22 protein-coding genes are annotated in these 24,311 nt (G+C 74.0%); 10 read left to right on the top strand and 12 right to left on the bottom strand.

What is annotated here, in order from left to right:
- Positions 1-60: 60 nt before the first annotated feature.
- The gene (locus tag ACZ434_RS31320) at positions 61-1,656 is read left to right on the top strand and encodes a FadD3 family acyl-CoA ligase (RefSeq protein WP_468461839.1); all 1,596 of its coding nucleotides are present in this window, start codon (positions 61-63) and stop codon (positions 1,654-1,656) included.
- Positions 1,657-1,717: 61 nt separating this feature from the next.
- Positions 1,718-2,884, top strand: coding sequence for a 3-hydroxy-9,10-secoandrosta-1,3,5(10)-triene-9,17-dione monooxygenase oxygenase subunit (hsaA, locus tag ACZ434_RS31315; RefSeq protein WP_468461837.1), 1,167 nt, complete (start codon positions 1,718-1,720; stop codon positions 2,882-2,884).
- Positions 2,885-3,182: 298 nt separating this feature from the next.
- Here the strand turns inward: hsaA and ACZ434_RS31310 are convergent, their stop codons facing one another.
- Genes ACZ434_RS31310 through ACZ434_RS31290 form a run of 5 tightly spaced genes read right to left on the bottom strand, consistent with a single transcriptional unit; the run spans position 3,183 to position 8,144 of the window.
- Positions 3,183-3,971 carry an SDR family oxidoreductase gene (locus ACZ434_RS31310; protein ID WP_468461835.1) on the bottom strand — a complete coding sequence of 263 codons (789 nt, stop codon included), beginning with the start codon at positions 3,969-3,971 and terminating at the stop codon, positions 3,183-3,185.
- A gap of 39 nt (positions 3,972-4,010) precedes the next feature.
- Positions 4,011-5,084, bottom strand: coding sequence for an acyl-CoA dehydrogenase family protein (locus ACZ434_RS31305; protein ID WP_468461833.1), 1,074 nt, complete (start codon positions 5,082-5,084; stop codon positions 4,011-4,013).
- A 41-nt stretch (positions 5,085-5,125) separates the two neighbouring features.
- The gene (locus tag ACZ434_RS31300; RefSeq protein ID WP_468461831.1) at positions 5,126-6,112 is read right to left on the bottom strand and encodes an acyl-CoA dehydrogenase family protein; all 987 of its coding nucleotides are present in this window, start codon (positions 6,110-6,112) and stop codon (positions 5,126-5,128) included.
- A complete protein-coding gene (locus ACZ434_RS31295) occupies positions 6,112-7,287 on the bottom strand; it encodes an acyl-CoA dehydrogenase family protein (protein WP_468461829.1) in 1,176 nt (391 codons plus the stop codon). The genes ACZ434_RS31300 and ACZ434_RS31295 overlap by 1 nt, the downstream gene beginning before the upstream one ends.
- The gene (locus tag ACZ434_RS31290; protein WP_468461827.1) at positions 7,287-8,144 is read right to left on the bottom strand and encodes an enoyl-CoA hydratase; all 858 of its coding nucleotides are present in this window, start codon (positions 8,142-8,144) and stop codon (positions 7,287-7,289) included. The genes ACZ434_RS31295 and ACZ434_RS31290 overlap by 1 nt, the downstream gene beginning before the upstream one ends.
- Positions 8,145-8,189: 45 nt before the next feature.
- Here ACZ434_RS31290 and ACZ434_RS31285 point away from each other — a divergent pair, with 45 nt between their 5' ends.
- From ACZ434_RS31285 to ACZ434_RS31270, 4 genes are read left to right on the top strand one after another with little or no spacing between them, the layout of a single operon-like run.
- Positions 8,190-9,356, top strand: a complete 1,167-nt coding sequence (locus ACZ434_RS31285; protein ID WP_468461825.1) for an acyl-CoA dehydrogenase family protein — start codon at positions 8,190-8,192, stop codon at positions 9,354-9,356.
- Positions 9,353-10,141, top strand: coding sequence for an SDR family oxidoreductase (locus ACZ434_RS31280; RefSeq protein WP_468461823.1), 789 nt, complete (start codon positions 9,353-9,355; stop codon positions 10,139-10,141). The genes ACZ434_RS31285 and ACZ434_RS31280 overlap by 4 nt, the downstream gene beginning before the upstream one ends.
- 5 nt (positions 10,142-10,146) lie before the next feature.
- Entirely contained in the window at positions 10,147-10,740 is a 594-nt protein-coding gene (locus ACZ434_RS31275) for a TetR/AcrR family transcriptional regulator (protein WP_468461821.1), read from the top strand.
- A 30-nt stretch (positions 10,741-10,770) separates the two neighbouring features.
- A complete protein-coding gene (locus tag ACZ434_RS31270) occupies positions 10,771-11,928 on the top strand; it encodes an acetyl-CoA C-acetyltransferase (protein WP_468461819.1) in 1,158 nt (385 codons plus the stop codon).
- A 167-nt stretch (positions 11,929-12,095) separates the two neighbouring features.
- On the opposite strand, the gene ACZ434_RS31265 is transcribed toward ACZ434_RS31270, so the two are convergent.
- The 4 genes from ACZ434_RS31265 to ACZ434_RS31250 are packed head-to-tail and all read right to left on the bottom strand — an operon-like array spanning position 12,096 to position 15,578.
- Entirely contained in the window at positions 12,096-13,184 is a 1,089-nt protein-coding gene (locus ACZ434_RS31265; RefSeq protein ID WP_468461817.1) for an NAD(P)H-dependent flavin oxidoreductase, read from the bottom strand.
- Positions 13,181-13,963 carry a CoA-transferase subunit beta gene (locus tag ACZ434_RS31260; protein WP_468461815.1) on the bottom strand — a complete coding sequence of 261 codons (783 nt, stop codon included), beginning with the start codon at positions 13,961-13,963 and terminating at the stop codon, positions 13,181-13,183. The genes ACZ434_RS31265 and ACZ434_RS31260 overlap by 4 nt, the downstream gene beginning before the upstream one ends.
- A complete protein-coding gene (locus ACZ434_RS31255; RefSeq protein ID WP_468461869.1) occupies positions 13,960-14,808 on the bottom strand; it encodes a CoA transferase subunit A in 849 nt (282 codons plus the stop codon). The genes ACZ434_RS31260 and ACZ434_RS31255 overlap by 4 nt, the downstream gene beginning before the upstream one ends.
- Before the next feature lie 14 nt (positions 14,809-14,822).
- Positions 14,823-15,578 carry an enoyl-CoA hydratase family protein gene (locus ACZ434_RS31250; RefSeq protein ID WP_468461813.1) on the bottom strand — a complete coding sequence of 252 codons (756 nt, stop codon included), beginning with the start codon at positions 15,576-15,578 and terminating at the stop codon, positions 14,823-14,825.
- Positions 15,579-15,708: 130 nt separating this feature from the next.
- On the opposite strand from ACZ434_RS31250, the gene ACZ434_RS31245 reads away from it, so the two are divergent.
- On the top strand, positions 15,709-16,629 hold the full coding sequence (locus ACZ434_RS31245) for an SDR family oxidoreductase (protein WP_468461811.1): 921 nt from the start codon (positions 15,709-15,711) through the stop codon (positions 16,627-16,629).
- A gap of 317 nt (positions 16,630-16,946) precedes the next feature.
- On the opposite strand, the gene ACZ434_RS31240 is transcribed toward ACZ434_RS31245, so the two are convergent.
- Positions 16,947-17,444, bottom strand: coding sequence for a nuclear transport factor 2 family protein (locus ACZ434_RS31240; RefSeq protein WP_468461809.1), 498 nt, complete (start codon positions 17,442-17,444; stop codon positions 16,947-16,949).
- Positions 17,441-18,325, bottom strand: a complete 885-nt coding sequence (locus tag ACZ434_RS31235; protein ID WP_468461807.1) for an LLM class F420-dependent oxidoreductase — start codon at positions 18,323-18,325, stop codon at positions 17,441-17,443. The genes ACZ434_RS31240 and ACZ434_RS31235 overlap by 4 nt, the downstream gene beginning before the upstream one ends.
- 168 nt (positions 18,326-18,493) lie before the next feature.
- Between ACZ434_RS31235 and ACZ434_RS31230 the strand changes: the two genes are divergently transcribed.
- The gene (locus ACZ434_RS31230) at positions 18,494-19,105 is read left to right on the top strand and encodes a TetR/AcrR family transcriptional regulator (protein ID WP_468461805.1); all 612 of its coding nucleotides are present in this window, start codon (positions 18,494-18,496) and stop codon (positions 19,103-19,105) included.
- Between the two features lie 786 nt (positions 19,106-19,891).
- Complete coding sequence (locus ACZ434_RS31225; RefSeq protein WP_468461803.1) at positions 19,892-20,668, top strand: SDR family oxidoreductase; 777 nt, start codon at positions 19,892-19,894, stop codon at positions 20,666-20,668.
- Positions 20,669-20,753: 85 nt separating this feature from the next.
- Here the strand turns inward: ACZ434_RS31225 and casG are convergent, their stop codons facing one another.
- Complete coding sequence (casG, locus tag ACZ434_RS31220; RefSeq protein WP_468461801.1) at positions 20,754-22,397, bottom strand: steroid-24-oyl-CoA synthetase; 1,644 nt, start codon at positions 22,395-22,397, stop codon at positions 20,754-20,756.
- Positions 22,398-22,675: 278 nt separating this feature from the next.
- On the opposite strand from casG, the gene ACZ434_RS31215 reads away from it, so the two are divergent.
- Positions 22,676-24,295: an ABC transporter substrate-binding protein gene (locus tag ACZ434_RS31215; protein ID WP_468461799.1), complete on the top strand. Its 1,620-nt coding sequence runs from the start codon at positions 22,676-22,678 to the stop codon at positions 24,293-24,295.
- Positions 24,296-24,311: the final 16 nt, after the last annotated feature.

Genomic DNA, 24,311 nt, shown 5'->3' with positions numbered 1-24,311 from the left:
CCCGCAGGCCGCGCGTCCATCACCCGCACCCGCCGCGCCACCGCCCCTCCCGGAGAGCAGATGAGCGAGACCGAGCCCCCACTGACGATTCCCGGCGCCCTGGACCTCGCCGCGGCGCGTGCCGCGGGCCGGGAGGCACTGGTGGACGGCGGCGTACGGCTGACCTGGGCGCAGCTGCGAGACCAGGTGCGGACGGCGGTCAAGGCGCTGATCGGGACCGGCATACGCCCCGGCGACCGGGTCGCCGTCTGGGCGCCCAACAGCCACCGCTGGGTGGTGGCCGCGCTCGCCGCGGCTTCGGCCGGGGCGGTGCTGGTCCCCGTCAACACGCGCTACAAGGGCGCCGAGGCCCGCTGGCTGCTGGAACGCGGTGCGGTCCGGCTGCTGTTCGTCGAGAACGGCTTCCTCGGCAAGGACTACCTGGCCATGCTGGGCGCGGGCGGGCGGGCCGGGGACGAGGAGCGTCCGGTGCCGTCCCTGCCCCACCTCACCCGGGTCGTGACGCTCGACGGCGACGGACGTCACGGCACCCTGCCGTGGGACGCCTTCCTCGCCCGCGGAGCCGGCGTGCCGGACGACGAGGTCACCGCCCGCACCGCGTCCGTGCGTCCCGACGACCCCTCCGACCTGCTCTTCACCTCGGGCACCACCGGCCGCCCCAAGGGCGCGCTGACCACGCACCGGCAGAACCTCGCCACCTACCGGGGATGGAGCGGACGCACCGGTCTCACCGGCACCGACCGCTACCTGATCGTCAACCCGCTCTTCCACTGCTTCGGATACAAGGCCGGCGTGCTGGCCTGTCTGCTGCGGGGCGCCACGATGGTCCTGCACCCGGTGTTCGACGTGCGGCGCGTCCTGCGCACCGTCCAGGCCGAACGGATCACCGTCCTGCCCGGCCCGCCCACGATCTACACCGAACTCCTGGACGCCCCCGGCCGGGCGGACTTCGACCTGTCCTCGCTGCGTCTCGCGGTGACCGGGGCCGCCGTGGTGCCGGTGGCCCTGGTGCGGCGCATGCGGGCCGAACTGGTGGGCGACGTGCTCACCGCCTACGGGCTGACCGAATGCTGCGGCACGGTCACCGTCTGCTCCGCCGAGGACGACGCGGAGACCGTGGCGCTGACCGCGGGCCGTCCCCTCGACGGCGTCGAGGTCCGCATCGCCGACGCCGGCAGGCGTCCGCTGCCCGCCGGGCAGGACGGCGAGATCATGGTCCGCGGCTACAACGTGATGCTCGGCTACCTGGACGATCCGGCGGCGAGCGCGGCGGCCGTCGACGCCGACGGCTGGCTGGCCACCGGAGACGTCGGCCACCTCGACGACCGGGGCAACCTGGTCGTCACCGGCCGTTCCAAGGACATGTTCGTCGTCGGCGGCTTCAACGTCTATCCGGCGGAGGTCGAGCAGGTGCTCGCCGGCCACGACTCCGTCGCCGAGGCCGCCGTGATCGGGGTCCCCGACGCGCGGCTCGGGGAGGTCGGGCGGGCGTACGTGACGGCCCGGCCGGGCGCCGGGACCGACCCCGACGCCCTCGTCGGCTGGTGCCGCGAGCGGCTCGCGAACTTCAAGGTCCCCCGCGAGGTGGTCGTCCTGGAGGCGCTTCCGCGCAACGCCTCCGGCAAGGTCGACAAGGTGGCGCTGCGGACCGGCTGACGGCACGCGGCGCCGGGGCGCGCCGCACGGACACGGCTCGCGGGGGCCGGAAGGACGGACGATGGGCAATCAGGTTCTGGAGTCGGTGCGCGCGCTGCTGCCGGACATCGGGGAACGGGCCGTCGAAGTGGACGAGGCGCGGCGGATACCGCGGTCCACGGTGCGGGAGCTGACCGGCGCCGGCGTGTTCCGGATGCTGCAGCCGTCCCGGTACGGCGGTCTGGAGAGCGACCCGGTCGACTTCTACCAGGTGGTCCGGGAGATCTCCGCGGTCTGCTGCTCCACCGGCTGGGTGGCGGCGGTCCTGGGCGTGCACTCGTGGCAGCTCGGCCTCTTCCCGCGCGCGGCGCAGGACGACGTCTGGGGTGAGGACCCGGACGTCCGCGTCTCCTCGTCGTACGCGCCGCTGGGCCGGCTCACACCCGTCGACGGCGGCTACCGGCTCACCGGGCGGTGGGGCTTCTCCTCGGGCTGCGACCATGCCTCGTGGGCGCTGCTGGGCGCCCTGGTCGTCGGGGCGCAGGGACGACCGGTGGACTTCCTCACCGTCCTGGTGCCCCGGCCCGACTACCGCATCGAGGACATGTGGGACGTGGTCGGGCTGCGCGGCACCGCGAGCAACGACATCATCGTCGAGTCGGCGTTCGTCCCCGCCCACCGCGTGCTGCGCAACTACGAGCAGGCCCGGCTGAAGACGCCGGGACAGCGGGTCAACAGGTCCCCGCTGTACCGGCTGCCGTTCGGGGCGGTCTTCACGAGCGCCGTCACGGCACCGGTGATCGGCGCGGTGAAGGGCGGCCACGAGTCGTACGTGGCGCTGATGAAGGAACGGGTGCGGCTCAGTCTGGGCGGCGGCAGGTTCACCGAGGACCCGTTCGCCCAGGTCGCCATCGCGCGGGCCGCCTCCGACATCGACGCGACCGTCCTGCAGATGGACCGCAATCTGCGGGAGCTGTCCGAACTCGCCGCCGCGGGACAGGAGATCCCGATGGAGCTGCGGCTGCGCACCCGGCGCGACCAGGTCCGGGGGACCGAACGGGCCGTCGCCGCCATCGACCTGCTCTTCAAGACCGCCGGCGGCAACGCGCTGCGTCGCGGCAACCCCGTCGAGCGCGCCTGGCGCGACGCGCACGCGGGCAGCGTCCACGTCGCCAACGACGTGGAACGGGCCCTGGCCATGTACGGCCGCGGGGCCTTCGGCCTGACCGTGGAGGACAACCTCCTCTGAGGCGCGCCGCCCGCCCGGCTCCACCCGGCCGGGAGGGAAGACGTACAGCTCGACGGACGCGTCGCGGTCGTCACCGGAACCGGCGCCGGGCCAGGGCGCTGGTCGCGGAGGTGAACGAGGAGACCGGGCTTCTGACGTCGCCCCGGTGGCGCTGTTCCTCGCGGGCGCGACGCGCGCACGTCACCGGCGACACCCTCCTCGTCGACGGTGGTTCGCACATCGACCGCGTCGCCCGGGCCCCGACCTGCACCGGACCGAGCGGCGCCCGACCCCCCGCACCACGCGCGGGGCACCGCGTTCACCCCTGTCCGCCCGCCGACTTCGCGGCCAGGTAGCGCGCCGGGAACTCCCCGCCCCCGTGCACCGCGAGGTCCGCGCCGTTGACGTACCCGGCCAGGTCGCTCGCGAGGAACAGGCAGGCGCGGGCGACGTCTTCGGGGACGGCCATCCGTTCCATCGGGACGACACCGGCCACCGAGGCGCCGCCGTCCGCGCCGTACACCGAGGCAGCGCTCTCCGTGCGGATCAGCCCGGTGGTGATGTGGTTCACCCGGACCTCGGGCGCCCACTCCAGGGCCAGCGCCCGCGTCAGGGCCAGCAGTCCGGCCTTGGCGGCCGTGTAGGCGGCGGTGCCCGGCTGCGGATCGTGGGCGGAGACACTGCCGATGTTGACGATCGAGCCGCCGTCCGGCCGGGCCCGCATGGCACGGTAGGCGGCCTGTGCCACGTAGTACGGCGCGAGCAGGTTCAGTGCGACGATCTTCTCCACGAACCGGGGCGAGACGGTGGCCGCGTCGGCGTCCGGGGAGCCGCCCGCGTTGTTGACCAGCACGTCCAGCCGGCCGAAACGTTCCACCGCGCTGTCCACGAGCCCGGCCGCCGCCGCGGGATCGCGTACGTCGGCGGGGACGAAGACCGCCTCGCGGCCACCGGCCGCCGGCAGCACGGCCGGGGCGTTGCGGCCGCAGACGACGACGTCGGCCCCGGCCCCGAGGAACGCCCCGGCGATGGCCGCCCCGATGCCCTTGGTGCCGCCGGTGACGACGACCGCGCGCCCCGTGAAGTCCAGCGGATGTGCGATGTCCATGTGTGCGGGCCTCTCTGTCTTTCGCCGGAGGTGGAGGGTTCAGCGCGAGGAGAGTCCGAGCCCGGCGGCGAGCCGTGCCCGGTGCGCCGCGGGCGCGCCGAACAGCTCTCCCGCTCCGTGCGCCCGCTTGAAGTAGCGGTGCGCGTCGTGCTCCCAGGTGATGCCGATGCCGCCGTGCAGCTGGATCGTCTCGCCGGCCACCGCCGAGAACGCCTCGGAGCAGACCGACTTGGCGACGGCGGCGGCGCGTTCCAGGGCCGCGGGGTCCTCGTCGGCCGCGAAGGCCGCGCCGAGCGCGGCCGACCGCGCCGACTCCACCAGCACATAGGCGTCCGCGAGCCGGTGCTTGACGGCCTGGAAGGAGCCGATGGGCCGGCCGAACTGGACGCGCTCGCGCGCGTAGGCCACGGTGAGTTCCAGGCACCGTCCGGCGGCGCCCGCCTGCTCGGCGGCGAGCGCCGCGCAGGCCAGGTCCCGCACCCGCGCCAGCGTGCGCTCCCCGTCGCCGTCCACGCCGATCAGCCGCCCCTCCGCTCCGTCGAGGACCCAGCGGGTCTGAGCGCGGGTGTCGTCCATGGGAACGACGGGCTCGCGGCGCGCCCCGGCGGCGCCCACCCCGACCTCGAAGAGCGAGACCCCGGCCGCCGTGCGGGCCACGACCAGCAGCACGTCGACACCGGGCCAGTCCAGGACGTACTCCTTGGTCCCGGTGAGCAGCCAGGCGCCGCCGGAGCCGGGCACCGCCCGCGCGCGCACCGACGCGGCGTCCCAGGAGCCCCGCTCCGCCCAGGCCAGCGCGCCCACCGAGCGGCCCTGGGCCAGCGGCGGCAGCAGCCGCGCACAGGCCTCCTTGTCGCCGGAGGCGAGCAGCGCCCCGGCCGTGAGCACCGCCGAGCCGAGCAGCGGCAGCGGACTCAGGCAGCGGCCCAGCTCCTCCATGAGGACGTGCACGTCCCGGGCGCCGCCGCCCGCGCCCCCGTACTCCTCGGGCACGGCCAGCCCGGCGGCGCCGATCTGCTCCGCCAACGGCCCCCAAGCCGCGGCTCCTTCGTGCCGGGCCAGCAACGACCTCACGGCGGACCGCAGTTCTTCCTGCTCCTCCGTCAGCCTCATCGGGCTGCTCCCCTCGGTGTCGGTGCGCGGTAGCGCGCGGGTCAGGCGGACAGGACGCGGGCCCGGCAGGCGGCCGGGGTGCCCCAGGCGTCGCGCAGCGGACGGGCCTTGCGGATCCACAGGGACAGGTCCAGTTCGTCGGTGTAGCCGACCGCCCCGTGCAGTTGCAGGGCGGTGCGCGCGGCCCGGTGGGCGGCCTCGCCCGCGGTGACCTTGGCGGCGGCGACGTCCCGGCCCGCCCCAGGGGAGCCGGCGGCGAGCGTGAGCGCGGCGCCGTGCACCAGCGGCTCGGCGAACTCCAGGGCGAGCAACGTGTCCGCCAGCCGGTGCTTGACGGCCTGGAAGGAGCCGATGGCCACACCGAACTGGGTGCGCTGCTTGACGTACTCCACGGTGCGCGCGAGCAGGGCGCGGCCCAGCCCCAGGGACTGGGCCGCAGTGGCGAGCGCGGCCAGGTCCGCCGCGTACGCGGCGGCCGCGGCCACGGCCGGCCCCTCGGCGAGGACCCTCCCGCCGGACGGCCGCGCGAGGCGCCGCCCGGGGTCGGCCGAGGGCTGCACAGGGCCCGCTCCGGCACCGACGCGCAGGGTGTCGTCGTCCACCACCAGCACCGTGTCGGCCGCGTCGGCGTCCAGCGCGTACGGGCTCAGCGCGGTCAGGCAGAGGGAGGCGACGGTCTTGCCGGAGGCGATGCCGGGCAGGTGGGCGCCGGCCGCGTCCGCGTCGCCGAGCCGGTCCAGCAGGGCCGCCGCCGCGACCGTCTCGGCCAGCGGGCCGGGGACGGCGTGCCGCCCCAGCTCGGTGAAGGCGACGGTCAGTTCCAGCGGCAGCGGGCCGAACCCGTCCCAGCGCTCCGGCACGGCCAGGGCGAACACCCCGGCCTCGGCCAGCCGTGCCCAGACGGCCCGGCCGGGGGCGTGGTCGCCGGCCGCCCAGGACCGGATCGCGCCCGGGGTGTCGCAGGAGGCGAGCAGCCCGTCGAGGGAACGGGCGAACTCCCGCTGCTCGGGGTCGAGGAGGAACCGCATCACCGGCGTCCCTTCGGCAGGCCGAGCAGCCGCTCGGCGATGATGTCGCGCTGGATCTCGTTGGTGCCGGCGTAGATGGGACCGGCCAGGGAGAAGGTGTGCCCCTCCGCCCAGCCGCCGTGGTCCGGGGACTCGGGCGCGTGGTCGGCGAGTTCGCCGTACGGGCCGAGCAGGTCCAGGGCCGTCTCGTGCAGGGCGATGTCCAGCTCGGACCAGTAGACCTTGTTGAGGCTGGAGGCGGCGCCGGCCGGTCCGCCCTCGCCGTGCAGGATGCGGGAGGCACCCGCGTAGGAGAACAGCCGGTAGGCGCGGGCGCCGATCACGGCGTCGGCCACCCGGTCGCCCAGCGCCGTGTCGGCCGGGTCCCCGTGCTCGCGCCACAGCGCGGTCAGCCGGTCGGCCGTGGCCGTGAAGCGGCCGGGGCTGCGCAGGGTGAGCCCGCGCTCGTTGCCGGTGGTGCTCATCGCGACCCGCCAGCCCTGCCCGACCTCGCCGATGACGTCCTCGTCCGGTACGAACACGTCGTCCAGGAAGAGTTCGGCGAAGGCCGGCCTGCCGTCGAGGCGGCCGATCGGCCGCACGGTGACGCCCTCGGCGTCCAGCGGGAACATCAGGTACGTCAGCCCGTGGTGCGGTTTCGCGGCGTCCGGGTCGGTGCGGAACAGGCCGAAGGCGCGGTCGGCGAAGGCGGCCCGGGACGACCAGGTCTTCTGCCCGCTCAGAAGCCAGCCGCCGTCGGTGCGCCGGGCCGCCGACTTCAGCGAGGCCAGGTCGGAACCGGACTCCGGCTCGGACCAGGCCTGCGCCCAGATGACCTCTCCGCTCGCCATCGCGGGCAGGATCCGGGCCCGCTGCCCGGCGGTGCCGTGCTCGAACAGGGTGGGGGCGAGGAGGTTGATGCCGTTCTGGCTGACCCGGCCGGGCGCGCCGGCGGCGAAGTACTCCTCCTCGAAGATCAGCCAGTGCAGGATCGAGCAGTCCCGCCCGCCGTACTCCTCCGGCCACGACACCACCGACCAGCGGTCGGCGGACAGTTCGGCCTCCCACTCCCGGTGCGCCGCGAAGCCCTCGGCGCTCTCCAGGGACGGCAGGGGAGCGGCCGGCACATGACCGGCCAGCCACTCGCGGACCTCGGCACGGAAGGCCTCGTCCGCCTCGCTGAAGTCGAGGTCCATCAGCCGCCCGCCTTCTTCATCGCGCTGATGTCCATGCCGCCGAGCGCGTCCGGCGCGGTCTCGGCGTTGTGCGCGTGCGCCAGGTGGTGCAGGCCGAACACCGAGTCCATGCCGGCGTGCAGGCCCTGCAGGTCCTCGGCCTGGTTGACGGCGCGCTTGGTCAGGGCGAGGCCCAGGCGCGGCATCTCGGCGATGCGCAGCGCCAGTTCCCCGGTCCGCTCGGCCAGTTCCTCGCGCGGGACGACCCGGTTGACCATGCCGACCTCGTAGGCGCGCCGCGCGCTCATGCGGTCGCCGGTGAAGAGGAACTCCTTGGCGACGCGCGGCGGCATCACCCACGGGTGGGCGAAGTACTCGACGCCGGGGATGCCCATGCGCACCACCGGGTCCGCGAAGAACGCGTCCTCGGAGGCCACGATCAGGTCGCACACCCAGGCGAGCATCAGGCCGCCCGCCACACAGGCGCCCTGCACGGAGGCGACGACCGGCTTGGGCAGCTCGCGCCAGCGGCGGCACATGCCGAGGTACACCTCGGACTCGCGGGCGAAACGGCTCTCCGCGCCCTGCTTGTCGGAGTGGTCCCACCACAGGCCCGCCCTGCGCTCGAAGGGCAGGTGGGCGTCCCGCCCGGGGGTGCCGATGTCGTGGCCGGCGGAGAAGTGCTTGCCCGCTCCGGCCAGGACGACGACCTTGACCTCGTCGTCCTCGGCGGCGCGGTAGAACGCCCGGTCCAGGGCGTACGTCATCGCGGAGTTCTGGGCGTTGCGGTAGTCGGGGCGGTTCATGGTGACCGTGGCGACGGGGCCCCGCTTCTCGTAGCGAACGGGTGCGTCGGAATTCTCGGGGGCAGCGGACATCGGCCCTCCTTCCCTAACAAGTGTTTGGTAGATTAACGTAACGGCATGAGCAGCGTCGAGGAGTTCCGCGCCGAGATCCGCGGCTGGCTGGCCGCCAACCTCACCGGCGCCTTCGCGGGCCTGCGCGGCCGCGGCGGCCCCGGCCGCGAACACGAGGTGTTCGCCGAACGGCTTGCCTGGGAACGGCACATGGCCGCCGCCGGCTGGACCTGCGTCGGCTGGCCCGAGGAGTACGGCGGCCGGGGCGCGACCATCGAGCAGCAGGTCGCCTTCCACGAGGAGTACGCCCTGGCCGACGCCCCGGCACGGGTCAACCACATCGCCGAGCAGTTGCTCGGCCCCACGCTGATCGCCTTCGGCACCCCGGAACAGCGGGCCCGCTTCCTGCCCCCGATCGTCGCGGCCGAGGAAATGTGGTGCCAGGGCTACAGCGAGCCCGACGCCGGGTCCGACCTGGCGAACGTACGGACCCGCGCCGAACGCGACGGCGACGAGTGGGTGGTCACCGGACAGAAGATCTGGACCTCGCTCGCCCACGAGTCGCAGTGGTGCTTCGTGGTCGCCCGCACCGAACCCGGCTCCTCCCGCCACCAGGGGCTGTCCTACCTCCTGGTCCCGCTCGACCAGCCCGGCGTCGAGGTCCGCCCCATCACCCAGCTGACCGGCACGTCCGAGTTCAACGAGGTCTTCTTCGACGGCGCCCGCACCCACGCCGGCCACATTGTCGGCGCCCCCGGCGACGGCTGGCGCGTGGCCATGGCCACCCTCGGCTTCGAACGCGGCGTCTCCACCCTCGGCCAGCAGGTCGGCTTCCGGCGCGAACTGGAGACCCTGATCGAGCACGCGCGACGCAACGGCGCGGCCCGCGACCCGCTGATCCGCGACCGGCTCGCCCGCGCCTGGACGGGCCTGGAGACCATCCGCTGCAACGCCCTGCGCATGCTCGACGGCGTGGCCGGTGGCGCGCCCGGCCCGGAGGCGTCCATCGGCAAGATCTTCTGGGCCACCTGGCACCGGGAACTGGGCGAACTCGCCATGGACGTGTGCGGCGCCGACGGGATGCTCACCGCCGGTGAGCCGTACGATCTCGACGACTGGCAGCGGCTGTTCCTCTTCTCCCGCTCCGACACCATCTACGCCGGGTCGAACGAGATCCAGCGCAACATCATCGCCGAGCGCGTCCTCGGCCTCCCCAAGGAGATCCGCCCGTGACCCCCCAACCGCCGCCCTACGTACCGGGGCATTCCCTCCTGACCGGACGCACCGCGGTGATCACCGCGGCCGCGGGCGCCGGGATCGGCGGAGCCACCGCCCGCAGGTTCCTCGAGGAGGGCGCCCGGGTCGTCATCGGCGACGCCCACGAGCGCCGCCTCAAGGAGAGCGCCGCCGCCCTCGCCGAGGAGTTCGGCGCGGACAACGTCGCCGGACTGCCCTGCGACGTCACCGACGAACAGCAGGTCGAGGACCTGCTGGCGCTCGCCGCCGACCGCCACGGCGGCCTCGACGTCGTCGTGAACAACGCCGGCCTCGGCGGCACGGCCGACCTCGTCGACATGACCGACGACCAGTGGTCGAAGGTCCTCGACGTCACCCTCAACGGCACCTTCCGCTGCACCCGCGCCGCCCTGCGCCGCCTCAGGGAACAGGGCGGCGGGGGAGTCGTGGTCAACAACGCCTCCGTCATCGGCTGGCGGGCCCAGCGCGGCCAGGCCCACTACGCCGCCGCCAAGGCCGGGGTCATGGCCCTCACCCGCTGCGCCGCCCTGGAGGCCGCGGACTTCGGCGTACGGGTCAACGCCGTCTCCCCGAGCCTCGCCATGCACCCGCACCTGGTGAAGGTGACCACCCCCGGACTCCTCGCCGAACTCACCGAGCGCGAGGCCTTCGGCCGCCATGCCGAGCCGTGGGAGATCGCCAACGTCATCGTCTTCCTGGCCAGCGGGTACTCGTCCTACATGACCGGCGAGACGGTCTCCGTCAGCAGTCAGCGGGCGTGAGCGCCATGAGCAGCAACTCCGCCGCCGAGCGCCGTGCCGAGATCCTGGCCACGGCGGCCCAGGTATTCGCCGACCAGGGCTACAACGCCACCACCGTCCGCCGCGTCGCCGACGCCGCCGGAATGCTCGCGGGCAGCCTCTACTACCACTTCGACTCCAAGGAGTCGATGCTGGACGAGATCCTCTCCGCCTTCCTGGACGAGCTGTGGGCCGCCTACGACACCGTGCTCGCCTCCGGACTCGGACCGCGGGAGACCATCGAGGCCCTGGTCACCGAGTCCTTCCGGCAGATCGACCGGCACGGCCCCGCGGTCGCCATCTACCAGAAGGAGTCCAGGCACCTCTCCGCCCAGCCGCGCTTCCGCTATCTCGCCGACTCCCAGGCGAAGTTCGAGAACGCCTGGCTGCGCACCCTGGAACGCGGCGTCACCGGGAAGGTCTTCCGCGACGACCTCGACGTGCGGCTCGTCTACCGGTTCGTGCGCGACACCGTGTGGGTGGCCGCCTCCTGGTACCGCCCCGGGGGCACCCACAGCCCGGAGGAGATCGCCCGGCAGTACCTGTCCATGGTTCTCGAGGGCATCACCCCGCGTACCTGACACCGTCACGTCTGACACCAAGGAGCAGTCATGGCCGAGGCCTACATAGTCGAAGCGGTCCGCACTCCGGTCGGCCGGCGCAAGGGCGGCCTGTCCGCCGTGCATCCCGCCGACCTCGGGGCGCACGTCATCAAGGCACTGGTCGAGCGCACCGGCGTCGACCCGGCCGCCGTCGACGACGTCGTCTTCGGCTGCCTGGACACCGTCGGTCCGCAGGCCGGGGACATCGCCCGTACCGCGTGGCTCGCCGCGGGACTGCCCGAGGAGGTGCCCGGCACCACCGTGGACCGCCAGTGCGGCTCGTCCCAGCAGGCCGTCCACTTCGCGGCCCAGGGCGTCCTGTCCGGCACCCAGGACCTGGTCGTCGCGGGCGGCACCCAGAACATGTCGATGATCCCCATCGCCTTCGCCAGCCGCCAGGCCGCCGAACCCCTCGGCCTCACCGACGGCCCCTACCAGGGCTCCGAGGGCTGGCGCGCCCGCTACGGCGACGCGCCCGTCAACCAGTTCCACGGCGCCGAACTCATCGCCGAGAAGTGGGGCATCACCCGCGAGGACATGGAGCACTTCGCGCTGCGCTCGCACCAGCGGGCCGTGCGCGCCATCGACGAGGGCCGCTTCGACCGCGAGACCGTCGCCTACGGCGACGTCACCGTGGACGAGGGCCCGCGCCGCGACACCTCGCTGGAGAAGATGGCCGGCCTCAAGCCGGTCGTCGAGGGCGGCCTGATCACCGCGGGCGTCGCCTCCCAGGTCTCCGACGGCGCCTCCGCGATGCTCATCGCCTCCGAACGCGCCGTCGCCGAACACGGTCTCACCCCCCGCGCCCGCATCCACCACCTGTCGGTGCGCGGCGAGGACCCGATCCGGATGCTGTCGGCGCCGATCCCGGCGACGGCGTACGCGCTGAAGAAGTCCGGGATGTCGCTCGACGACATCGACCTGGTCGAGATCAACGAGGCCTTCGCGCCGGTCGTCCTGGCCTGGCTGAAGGAGACCGGCGCCGACCCCGACAAGGTCAACGTCAACGGCGGCGCCATCGCCCTCGGTCACCCGCTGGGCGCCACCGGCACCAAGCTGATGACGACCCTGCTGCACGAACTGGAGCGCACCGGCGGCCGTTACGGCCTGCAGACCATGTGCGAGGGCGGCGGCCAGGCCAACGTCACCATCATCGAACGCCTCTGACGTGCCCGCGCCGGCCCCGCCCGCCCGGGGCCGGCGACCCGGGACGCTCCGCTCGCTCGGCGGCGGTGACGGCACCGCTCATCCCGGGGCTTTCCGGGGCTTTCCGGGGGAACGGGGCGGGGCGGGCCGGGATGACCCGCCCCGCCCCGTCCCCGTTGGCCGGGCGGTCAGCCCCCGGGCAGGGACTTCAGCGCGGTCAGTGCCTCGTCGACGATGCGCTCGACCAGTTCCGCGCACGACGGCAGGTCGTCGATCAGGCCCGCCACCTGGCCCGAGGCCATCACCCCGATGTCGGTGCGGCCCTCGACCATCGACGCCTTGAGCAGCATCGGGGTGTTGGCGGCCAGCAGGACCTGACTCCAGGTCAGTTCCTTGCCGTGCTTCATCGCCAGCCCGTCCCGCAGCAGTTGAGGCCAGCTCGCCCCCGACTCCTTGCGGAACGCCGAAGCGTGCCGCAGCGCCCGCAGCAGCGAGGCGGCGCGGCCGGAGCGCTCCAGTGAGTCCACCATGTCGGTGCGGAGCATGCGGTGCGGCAGCCCGTCCACCCGCGTGGTGACCGTGACGTCCTTGACGGTGGCGGCCAGGTACCTCGCCTTCACCGCCTCGGGGACGGTGCTGTCGGACGTCAGCAGGAAACGCGTGCCCATGCCGACGCCGGCCGCCCCGTAGGCGAGCGCGGCGACCAGACCGCGGCCGTCGTGGAAGCCGCCCGCCGCGATCACCGGGATGTCCACCGCGTCCACCACCTGGGGCAGGAGCACCGTCGTGGCCACGTCGCCCGTGTGCCCGCCCCCCTCGCCGCCCTGCACCATGACCGCGTCCGCTCCCCAGGCGGCGACCTTCTCCGCGTGCCGGCGGGCACCGATGGAGGGGATGACGACGACACCGGCGTCCTTGAGGCGGGCGATCAGGTCCTTGGAGGGGGCGAGGGCGAAGGACGCCACCCGCACCCCCTCCTCGATGATGATCCGCACCCGCTCGCCGGCGTCCCCCGCGTCGGCCCGCAGGTTGACGCCGAACGGCGCGTCCGTACGGGACCTGACCTCGCGGACCGCCGCACGCAGCTGCTCCACGGTCATGGCCGCGGAGGCGAGGATGCCGAGGGCCCCGGCGTTCGCCGAGGCGGACACCAGCCGGGGCCCGGCCACCCAGCCCATGCCGGTCTGCACGATCGGATGACGCACCCCGGTCAGCGCGGTCAGCGCGGTCGGGAACACCGGGGGAGAACCGGCGGGGGAACCGGCGGGCCCGCTCATGCCGGGACCTCGCGCTCGCGCAGCCCCTTCGGGTCGATGACCTCGCGGATCAGTGCCAGCTCCGCCCCGGTGGGCTCCCGCGTGTACGGCACCTCGTCGGGCACGGTGAGGGCGAAGCCGGTGGCCGCGGTGACCTCCTCGACGGTGACCCCGGGATGCAGGGAGCGCAGCCGCATCGTCCGGTCGGGCGTCTCGAAGTCGAAGACGCCCAGGTTGGTGATCACGTCCGGGACGCGGTGGTAGCGGGACGCGGAGAGACCGGCCGCGGCGGCCCGGTCGTACCCGACGCCGCTGACCATGTCGACCCGCTCGACGAACACCCGGGCGGAGTGCTTCGGCACCCAGTAACTCGTCGGATTGTTCACGGTGTTGAGGGGGGCGCCGCGCACCCCGAGCAACTGCCGGGAGGGCTTGGCCCAGTCGCCGACGCAGGAGATGTTCTGGTTGCCGTGGCGGTCGATCTGGCTGGCGCCCATCATCACGTGCCGGCGGCCGGTGGCGGTGAGCGTGAGATGCCGGCGGAACGGCAGCCAGCCCTCCACCGTCCCCGGCTTCGACCCGATCGCGGGCACGTCCGCCATGAGCAGCGCCTCCCCGTCGGTCAGCAGCAGATCGGGGGAGAACGTCAGCTTCGCCAGGCGCGCCCCGATGGCGGGGACGGTGCCCATCGGGCTGGCGAGGACCTCACCCGCCCCCCGCCAGGCCTCCGCGCAGGCCACCACGCAGTACTCGGCGCGGCTCGCCGCCGCTGCGGCCGTCTCCGTCTCGGCGGTGCTCATGCTTCCTCCTGGTGGAAGGCGGTGACGGCGGCCTGGTAGGCGGCCTCGTCCCCGGACAGGAACCGTTCGGCGAAGGCCGGCCACGCCTCGGGATCGCGGGCGGCCCGGACGTAGGCACGCTGGAACGACTCGTCCCGCTCGTGGTCGGGCACGCAGGAGGTGAAGTGCGCGCCGTTCGGCGTCTCCACGACCCCGTCCACGAACATGCGTTTGACCAGCAGGGTCTGCGGCCCGTGCTCCTTGAGCAGGTCCGCCGTGTCGACGATCCGCTCGCAGGAGACGTACGCCTGGTCGGCCGCCTCGCAGAACAGGTCGTCGAAGTACGGGTCGGGTCCCAGGTACTGCCCGGTGCCGTGCCGGTCCGCGCGGTTGAGGTGGACCAGTGCGGCGTCCAGGCGCAGGGCCGGAACCGCGACCAGTTCCTCCCCGTCGTCATAGGGCGACCTGACCGTGCGCAGCGACGGGTTGACCCTCATGACGTCCGAACCGAGACCGGCCCGGACCGGGAGGAACGGCAGCCGCTGCGACGCGGCGGTCAGCCCCCACATGAACATCGCCTCGTCGAGCTCGGTCATCTCGAACGCGCCGCGCTGCCTGGCCGCGGTGAAGTGCGGCTCCAGCGGTATCGAGTCGAGCGTGCCGAACGCCGCGACGAGCCTGCGTATCCTCCCCGCGGCCGCCAGCAGACCGACGTCCGGGCCGCCGTAGGAGACCACGGTGAGGTCGGTGAGGTCCGAGCGCAGGATGGCCCGCACCAGGGCCATCGGCTTGCGGCGGGAGCCCCAGCCGCCGATGCCGATCGTCATGCCGCTGCGCAGCCGGCCGACGACCTCGTCGGCCGTCATCGTCTTGTCCTGGGTCACGCCGACCGCTCCTTGTCCGTGCCGAAGGTGTCGCGCACGCGGTCCGCGACCCCGCTCAGGTTGGCCTCGAAGGTGAAGCCCTGCTCGAAGCGGTAGCTGCGGCGCACGTCGACCGGGTCGATGCCGTTGATGGCGGCCTTCGCCAGCCGGATCAGGTAACCGTCCTTCGCGGCGATCTCGGCCGCCAGTTCCAGGGCGGCCGCCCGCAGTTCCTCGCGAGGTACCACCCGCCACACCGAGCCGTGCCGGTGCAGTTCCGCGGCCGTGGCGGTGCGCGAGGTGTAGTACAGGGCCCGCATCAGATGCTGCGGGACGAGCCGGGCGAGGTGCGTGGCCGCGCCGAGCGCGCCGCGGTCGAGCTCCGGGAGCCCGAAGGTGGCGTCGTCGCTGGCCACGATCGCGTCCGCGTTGCCCACCAGGCCGATGCCGCCGCCCAGGCAGAAGCCGTGCACGGCGGCCACCACGGGGACCTCGCACTCGTAGACGGCGGCGAACGCCTCGGCGCAGCCGCGGTTGGCGCCGATCAGCGCCCCGTGCCCGTCCGCGCGCTGCATCTCCTTGATGTCCACGCCCGCGTTGAACCCGCGGCCCTCGGCGGTGAGCACCACACAGCGCACCTCCGGGTCGGAGCCGGCGGCGCGCACCGCGGCGGCGAGCTCGTACCAGCCCTGTACGGGCAGGGCGTTGACCGGGGGGAAGTCCACGGTGACGACGGCGACGCCCTCTTGCGGGGCGGAGGTGGAGACACCCATGAGCAGATCAGCTACCTTTCCACCAAACGTTTGTTAGGCCGAAGGTAGCAGTGATCCGGGCACCGGGGGAGGGCCGTGCCACTGACCGGTACGGCGCCCCTCCTCCCGCCCCTTGCGAAAGGACACCGTCATGACCTCACCGACCTCCCTGTGCGCCGGCCGGGTCGTCGCCGTCACCGGCGCCGGCCGCGGCCTCGGGCGCGCCCACGCCCTGGCGTTCGCCGCGGAGGGCGCCAAGGTCGTCGTCAACGACCTGGGCGTGGGACTCGACGGCTCCGGCGCGGGCAGCGGGCCCGCCCAGCAGGTCGTCGAGGAGATCCGCGCGGCCGGCGGCGAGGCAGTGGCGCACGGCGGCGACATCGCCACCGCCGACGGCGCCGCCTCCCTCGTCGCCGCCGCGCTCGACTCCTTCGGCCGGCTCGACACCCTCGTCAACAACGCCGGGTTCCTGCGCGACCGGATGCTCGTCAACCTGGACGAGGACGACTGGGACGCGGTGATGCGCGTCCACCTCAAGGGGCACTTCCTGCCGCTCAGGCACGCGGCGGCGCACTGGCGGGCCGAGGCCAAGGCGGGCCGCACCCCCGAGGCACGCGTGATCAACACCAGCTCCGGCGCGGGTCTGCTCGGCAGCGTCGGCCAGGGCAACTACTCCGCCGCCAAGGCCGGCATCGTCGGCCTGACCCTGGTCGCCGCGGCCGAGATGGGCCGCTACGGCGTCCAGGTCAACGCGATCGCCCCGGCCGCCCGCACCCGGATGACCGAGGAGACCTTCGCCGAGACCATGGCGGCCCCCGGCGAGGGCGACTTCGACGCGATGGCCCCGGAGAACGTGTCGCCGCTCGTGGTGTGGCTGGGTTCGGCGGCCTCCACGGGCGTGACCGGCCGTGTCTTCGAGGCCGAGGCGGGTCGCATCACCGTGATGGAGGGCTGGCGGCCGGGCCCCACCGCCGACAAGGGCGCCCGCTGGAGCCCCGCCGAGGCCGGCGGGACCGCGCGGAGGCTGCTGGCCGACGCGGAGACACCGCAGCCGGTGTACGGGGCGCGTTGACGCCCGCGGCCGGGGGTCCCGCCGGCCGTTGCCGGAGTCCACTGCCGAGCACCGACCGGGAGGCCGCGGAGGGGTGACGGCTCGCGCCACCCCTCCGCGGCGCGCCGCGGGAGGTCACCGCGGGCGCCCGGGCGGGTGGCCGGGGCCGGGGCGAGGGCCGCGCGGTGTCCGCCGAGGGTGCCCGGGGCCTCCCGCGGACGAACGGGGACGACGGCCGGACGGCGTCCGCCCGCGCGGTGCGAGGACCGCTGACCCGCGTCGGCGGGTCCGAGTGGCCGGGGCCGGCGGCACCCGCGGCAGGTGTGCGGCACGCCCCCTCAGGCGCTCGGCGGCTCCCCGCGCACCCCGTCGGACAGCAGCGCGGGAGACTCGGACCGGCCGTCCAGGACCCGGTTGGTCCTCCTGACCACCTGCCACCCGGAGCCGGAGTCCGTACGGCGCAGCCACCAGTGGTTGGCGGTGGCCCGGCGCACCACGTACCGGCCCTCCTCGTGCACCACCATCAGCGAGTGGCACACCGCGACCGCCTCGTCGCCGTCGACCGTGATGTGCGGCGGACCCACGACGTGCGCGCAGCCCTGCCGGATCCAGCCCTGGTGCGCGGCGGACCGCACCATCTCCCCGATCCGCTCCCGGCCCGCCAGGTAGAGCTCGTCGATGTCGTAGACACCGTCCGGTGCCCAGAGCGCCGCGACGCCGTCCGCGTCGCCGCTGTCGACCAGGGGTCCGTACGAGGCCATCATCCGGGCGATGTCCCGTTCGTCCTCGAGCCCCCGCAGCCGGGCCTCGACGGCCGCCAGCCGGTCCTCGCTCACGCCGCACCCTCCCCGGCCGCGGCCCCGTCGGTGAGCCCGGCGATCGAGGCCAGCGCCTCCAGCTGTTCGACGTAGTGGCGTGCCGACCGGGCGGCCACCGACACACCGATCAGCGTGGCACCCGCTTCCGACACCCTCCGCAGCGCCTCGGCCGTACCGCCCGCGTCGCCGGTCGGATCGAGCGGACGCTCCGTGGTCAGGACCACCTCGAAGCCCTCCGGCAGCTCGGCCGCGTCGAGCATCGCACGCAAACGGTCCAGCGGCAGCCCGAAGGGCACCCAGCCGTCGCCGTGCTTCACCGCCCGGCGCAGGGAGCGCGGTGTCCGGCCGCCGATCCACAGCGGTACCCGCTCCTGCACGGCGTGCGGCTCCACCACGAACCCCTCGTAGTCGAAGTGCTCGCCGTGGTAGGCGGGTTCGCGCCGGGACAGGGAGGCGCGGAGCGCCGCGAGGGAGTCGTCGGCGATCGAGCCGCGCCCCTCGAAGGCCGCGTCGAGCAGCCGGAACTCCTCCTCCAGCGAGCCGACGCCGAGCCCCAGCACGAGCCGCCCGCCCGAGACCCGGTCCAGGGTGCCGTAGCGCTTGGCGACGGCCAGCGGGTGGTGGTAGCCGAGCACCAGGACCTGGGTGGCCAGCCGGATGCGGCGGGTGCGGGCGGCGAGGTACCCGAGGGTGGCGAGCGGGTCCCAGTAGGTCCCGCCGCGCTGTTCCGCGACGTCCACGGGCACGGCGACGTGCTCCGAGCAGGTCAGGTGGTGGAAGCCGAGCCGGTCGGCGGCCTCGGCCACCGCCCCGAGCTCTTCGATGCCGGCGTCGCGCTCCCAGGGCGAGTGGACGCCGGGGACGGCCGTGACGACGGGACTGGTGATGCCGAGCCGCATGGGGGGCACCTCTCTCGGATGCGACGGAACGGGAAGGGGGAACGGGAAGGGGGAACGGCCATCAAAGTCCGCGCCCCGCGCGGGATACAGCCGCGTCCCACTGACCGGAACCGGGCGCACCGCGCCCCCGCGGCACGCGGGACCATCGGCGGCCGGCGGAAGGAGTCCATGACCGTGCCCCGGACCTCCCGCGAGAGGATTCCCGCACGTCCCACTTCGGCGGGCCAGCGCCTGCGCCGCGCCCGCATCCTGCGGGCCGCCGCACGGCTGGGGGCGGCGTACGGCCACGAGCGGATGCAGATGCAGGACGTGGCCAGGGAGTCCGGCGTCGCCATCGCGACCCTGTACCGCTACTTCCCCTCCAAGGCGCATCTGTTCGCCGCCGTCATGCATGCCCAGGTGCGCCGCCTCGCCGCCGAGACCCCCTCGCCCGGGCCTGGCACCGGGCCGGTGGACGCGGTCGCCGAACTGCTCACCGGGGCGAGCCGGCAGCTCTTCGAACAGCCGCTGCTGGCCCTGGCGATGATGCAGTCCAGCAGTGTGGCCCCCGGCGGCCAGGCCGGCCGTACGGACGAGCTCCTCGCGGGCCTGATGCTGCGCACCGCGGGTGTGACGGACCCCTCCGAGGGGGACCGCCGCGCGGTGCGCATCCTCCAACAGGCCTGGTACGGCCTGCTCGTCACCGTCCTGTACGAACGCTCCTCACCCGAGGCGGCACAGGACGGCATCAGGCTCGCCTGTCGCCTCCTGCTCGGTCCGGCCCTCGCGGACCGCGCCTGACGCCTGCCCGACGCCCCGTGCCGGTCCGGGGCCCGCGTGTGCCGCCCACCCCGCACCGCCCGCGGGCCCCCGGCGCCCGGGCGCCTGCCCGGCACCCGCCCGACGCCCCCGCCGCCTGCCCGGCACCCGAGCGGCACGACCTGCGGTCCCTGCGACCCGCCCCTCCGCGCGACCCCGCCCGGTCACCGAGACGGCCCGCCTGACGCCTCCCCGAGTCAGATCGCGCGACCCGTCTCGCGCCCGCCCGTGCGACCCGCAGTCCGTGCGATCCGCCTCTGGTCGCCGGGACGGTCCGCCTGGCGCCTCGGCGAGTCCAGCCCCTGCGACCCGTCTCGCGCCCGTCCGTGCGACCCGCAGTCCGTGCGATCCGCCTGGTCGCCGGGGCGGTCCGCCTGGCGCCTCGGCGAGTCCAGCCCCTGCGACCCGTCTCGCGCCCGCCCGTGCGACCCGCAGTCCGCGCGACCTGCCCGTCCGCGCGACCTGCCCGTCCGCGCGACCTGCCCGTCCGCGCGACCTGCCCGTCCGTGCGACCTGCCCGTCCGTGCGACCTGCCCGTCCGTGCGACCTGCCCGTCCGTGCGACCCGCCCGTCCGTGCGACCCGCCCGTCCGTGCGACCCGCCCGGTCGCCGGGACGGTCCGCCTGGCGCCTCCCCGAGTCCGGATCGCGCGACCCGTCTCGCGCCCGCCCGTGCGACCCCGCCCGGTCACCGGGACCGTTCGGGCCCGGTGCGGTGCCCCTTGCCTACGGTGCGAGGAGTCCGTTCGGCCGACCCGAGGAGCGCCCCATGTCACGCAACGTCGTCGTCACCGGATCCGGTTCCGGGATCGGTGCCGCCCTCACCGCCCTGCTCCGCGCCCGGGGCGACCGCGTGATCGGGGTCGACCTGCGCGGCGGCGAGATCGACGCCGACCTGTCCACCCCGCACGGCCGTGCCGAGGCCGCCGGCGCGGCGGCAGAGGCGGCCGGCCACGTGGTGGACGCCGTGGTCACCTGCGCCGGCACGTCCGTACCGGGCGCGGCCACGGTGACGGTCAACTACTTCGGCACCACCGGGTTCGTGACGGCACTGCGTCCGGCACTCGCCGCGGCCCCGCACCCCCGCGTCGTCCTCATCGGCTCCGTCTCGGGCACCCGGCCCGCCGACCCGGACGTCGTCGCGGCCTGCCTGGCCGACGACGAGGACCGGGCCCTCCACTACGCCGAACGCGCCGTCGCCGACGGCCGCGCGCGACAGCTCTACCCCTCCTCCAAGGCGGCGCTCGCCCAGTGGGCGCGGCGCACCGCCGTCGCCCCCGGCTGGGCCGACGCCGGAATACCCGTGAACGTGGTCGCGCCCGGCATCGTGCTCACGCCGATGAGCGAGGGACTCTTCGACGACCCCGAGATGAAGAAGGCCATGGACGCGGCGGTCCCCATGCCGCTCCACGGATACCTCCGGCCGGAGGACGTCGCGCGAGCCGTCCTGTTCCTGGCTTCCGACGACAACACCCACATCACCGGGCAGGTGCTCTACGTCGACGGCGGCGCCGAGGCGACCCTGCGCGGCCCCGGGGACTTCTGAGCCGCACACGACTGCCGCGCGCCGCACACACGGGTGCCCCGGCCGCCGTACGGCGGCCGGGGCACCCCGCTGCGCTGCCGTCCCTTCAGACCCGCACCGCGCGCCGGATCACCTTCCCGGTCGCGTTGCGCGGCAACTCCTCGCCGGTCAGCCGCCACCGCCGGGGCACCTTGAAGTAGGCCACCTCCCGCGCCACGTACTCCCGCAGCGCCTCCTCGGTGACCGCCGACCCCGGCCGGAGCACCACCACGGCGGCCACCTCCTGACCGAGGTCGGGATGCGGCACCCCGAGGACCAGGCACTCCCGGACGTCCGGATGCCGGGCCAGCACCGTCTCGATCTCGGCCGGATAGACGTTCTCCCCACCGCGGATGATCAAATCCGAGCGGCGGCTGCTGAGATACAGCCGGCCCCCGCGCAGACACCCCAGGTCCCCGGTGCGCAGCCAGCGGTCCGCGACGACGGTGTTCGCGGTGGCCTCGGGATCGCGCCAGTAGCCCAGCATGTTGTACGCGCTGCGCACCCACACCTCGCCCTCCTCGCCCTCGCCGAGGACCTCGCCGAAGGGGTCGCGGATCTCCAGCCGGACACCGGTCACGGGCCGGCCCAGGGTGCCGGGGGCCTCCGCCAGGTCCTGCGGGGTCGCGGCGGCGATCGCCGTGCAGGACTCGGTCAGACCGTAGCTGTCCACCAGCGAGTCCTTCGCGAACGGCAGCGCACTGCGCAACCGTTCCTTGAACTCCGTGGTCGACGGCGCCGAAGCCAGCGCGAACGCCGTCAGCGACGAGGTGTCGTACCGGTCGGCCCGGCCGTGTTCCAGCAGCCGGTGCGCCATCGTGGGCACCGCGCCCCAGTTGGTGACGCGTTCCCGCTCGATCATGCCCAGCACGGCGTCGACGTCGAACGCGCCCTCGTGCAGGGCGATCCGGCTGCCCGTGGCGAGGCGCGGCACGGCCAGGTTGTGCAGGCTCGCGATGTGGAACAGCGGCAGGGCGAGCAGGTAGACGCGGTCCTCCGGGGCCATCGGGTTGCCGAACTCCCGCAGCAAGGCGTCGTTCAGCCGGTGGTACTCCACCACGGCCAGCAGATTGCGGTGGGTGTGCACGGCGCCCTTGGGCCGGCCCGAGGTGCCCGACGTGTACAGGATGACGGCCGGATCGTCCTCGGCCACATCGGCGGACGGCAGCGGCGCGTGGGGGTGGGCCGTCAGGAAACGGCGCACGTCGTCCTCCATGGACAGCACCGGAACCGGGCACCCGGCCAGCCGCTCCGACCGCTTCGCGTCGGCCACCACCAGCGCCGGCTCCGCGTTGCGCAGACCGTGGGCCAACTCGGGCGCCGTCCACCAGGCGTTGAAACCGACCGCCACCGCGCCGATCGAGACCGTGGCCCAGAAGACCTGGATCCACTCGGGGGAGTTGGCCGCGGCGATGGCCACGCGATCGCCCTCGGCGATGCCGTACTCCTCGCGCAGCACCTGTGCCAGCGAGGCGACCTGGGCCGCGTGCCCGGCGAAGGTGATACGGCGGTCCGCCGTGACGATGTAGTCGCGGTCGGCGTGGGCGACGGAGGCGTGCAGCACCTCGTGCAGGGCGCGCTGCCGGTGGGTGAACACCGGCATCCGGGTGCCCAGTACGTCGTCGTCGGCGAGCTCGAACCGGCCGCCCGGGCCGGTGAGCGCGGCCGCCCGGGCGAGGGCGGCGGAGCGGTGATCCGTGTCGCTGGGCATCGGGACTCCTGGTGCGTCGGGAACTCCACTGGGATCGCGGTCGTGGTCAGTGTCGGCGCGGACGGTACGGCGCTCCCGTCCGGTTCCGTTCACCGGGACACCGTGTCACGGCGCGGGAGGAGACCGGAGGGCCGCCCCGGCCGTGAGTCCCGCCGCCCACCCGGCTCCCGGTCAGTGGGATGCGTCACGTCGGCCGGGAAGCACCGGCCATACCGTCCCCCCACCCGATCCGGACCCGGGCCGTTCCCGCTCCCCCCACCGGACAGATGGAGGAAGACATGAAGCGAGCACCCCGGGCGCGAGCCCGCCTCGCCGCGGCCCTGGCCACGGCGGCGCTGCTCACCTCCGCGTGCGTCTCACCCGACGACGGGGGGAGCGACGGCGGAAAGCAGCAGAAGGCCGAACGCGCCCGCTACACCTTCGGCGGCATCGGCGAACAGCCCGCCGCGGGCGAACCCGTCCGCGGCGGGACCCTGCACTTCGCCGACTATGCCGAGGCCCGCAGCCTCAGCCCCGCCGTCACCTACGCCACGGGCGCCTCCGGCGGCTCCGCGCTCGCCGCCGTCTACGACGTCCTGATGCGCTACGACACCGCCGCGCACAGGTACGAGCCGTGGCTGGCCGAATCCCTGAAGTCCAGTGACGACGCCAGGACCTGGACCCTCACCCTGCGCGACGGCGTCGAGTTCTCCGACGGCACGCCGCTCGACGCCGAGGCGGTGATCGGCAGCATCGAGTGGTACCAGAAGAACAAGGGCGCCGACACGGCCCTGCTCGCCCCGAACCTCGCGAAAATGGAGGCCCCCGACGACTCCACCGTCGTCTTCACCCTCCGCAACGCCTGGGCCACCTTCCCCGCGATGCTCGCCCAGGCACCCGGCATGATCGTGGCACCCGCCGCGTACGCGGGGAAGACGTTCGTGCCGATCGGCGCCGGCCCCTTCACGCTCGGCTCGCACCGGCCCCAGGAGGAGATGGTCCTCAAGGCGAACAAGAACTACTGGAAGGGCGAACCGTACCTGGACGCACTGCGGTTCACCTGGCCGCAGTCCGACCGCGCCAAACTCGAGGCACTCAACGACGCCACGGCGGACGTCGTCTACCTGCGCGGCCCCGACGTGGTCGACGACGCCGTGAAGGAAGGCCACCCCGGTGAGCTGACCCTGACCGGCCTCGGCAGCATGGTCACCATCAACACCCGTGAGGGCCGGCCCGGCGCGGACCTCAGGGTCCGCAAGGCCATGGCCCTGGCCCTCGACCCCGCCCTGGAGACGGAACGCGCCTACGACGGCAAGGGCCTGCCGGGCCAGGAGATCTTCCCGCCCGAGTCGCGCTGGCACTCCGAGGTGAAGCCGACCGGCATGGACCTCGACCAGGCCAGGAAGCTCCTCGCCGAAGCCAGGAAGGACGGCTACGACGGCGCCATCACCTACATGGACGGCACCGACCCCGTCGCCCGGTCCAAGGCCGTCGTCATCAAGGCGATGCTGGAACGGGTCGGCTTCACGGTGAAGCTCGACCTCGTCTCCTCCATCGCCGACCGCGTGGCGAAGACCTACGTGGAGCACGACTTCGACCTCAGCCGCGGCGCGGCGAGCGTCTCCGAGAGCGACCCCTACCACCGCCTGCAGAGCGTGCTGAACTCCCAGAGCTACGGCAACCCCGGCGGCTACGCCAGCCCGAAGATGGACAAGCTGCTCGTCGAGCTCCAGGGCGCGACCGAGGAGGCCGAGACCCAGCGGGTCCTCGACGACATCCAGACGCTGTTCAACGAGGACGTCCCGCTGGTCAACCTCGGTGCCAGCGCCGCCTTCACCGCCTGGGGCAAGAACGTGCACGGCATCGTGCCGACCGACGAGTACATGGCCCTCTTCGGCGAGGCCTGGATCGCCGAGTGACCCCCGCGGCCCCCGG

It is taken from the genome of Streptomyces sp. NPDC030893, assembly GCF_055571535.1.
The sequence above is the reverse complement of the archived record's forward strand: the minus strand, read 5'-3'. Positions and strand labels throughout refer to the sequence as shown.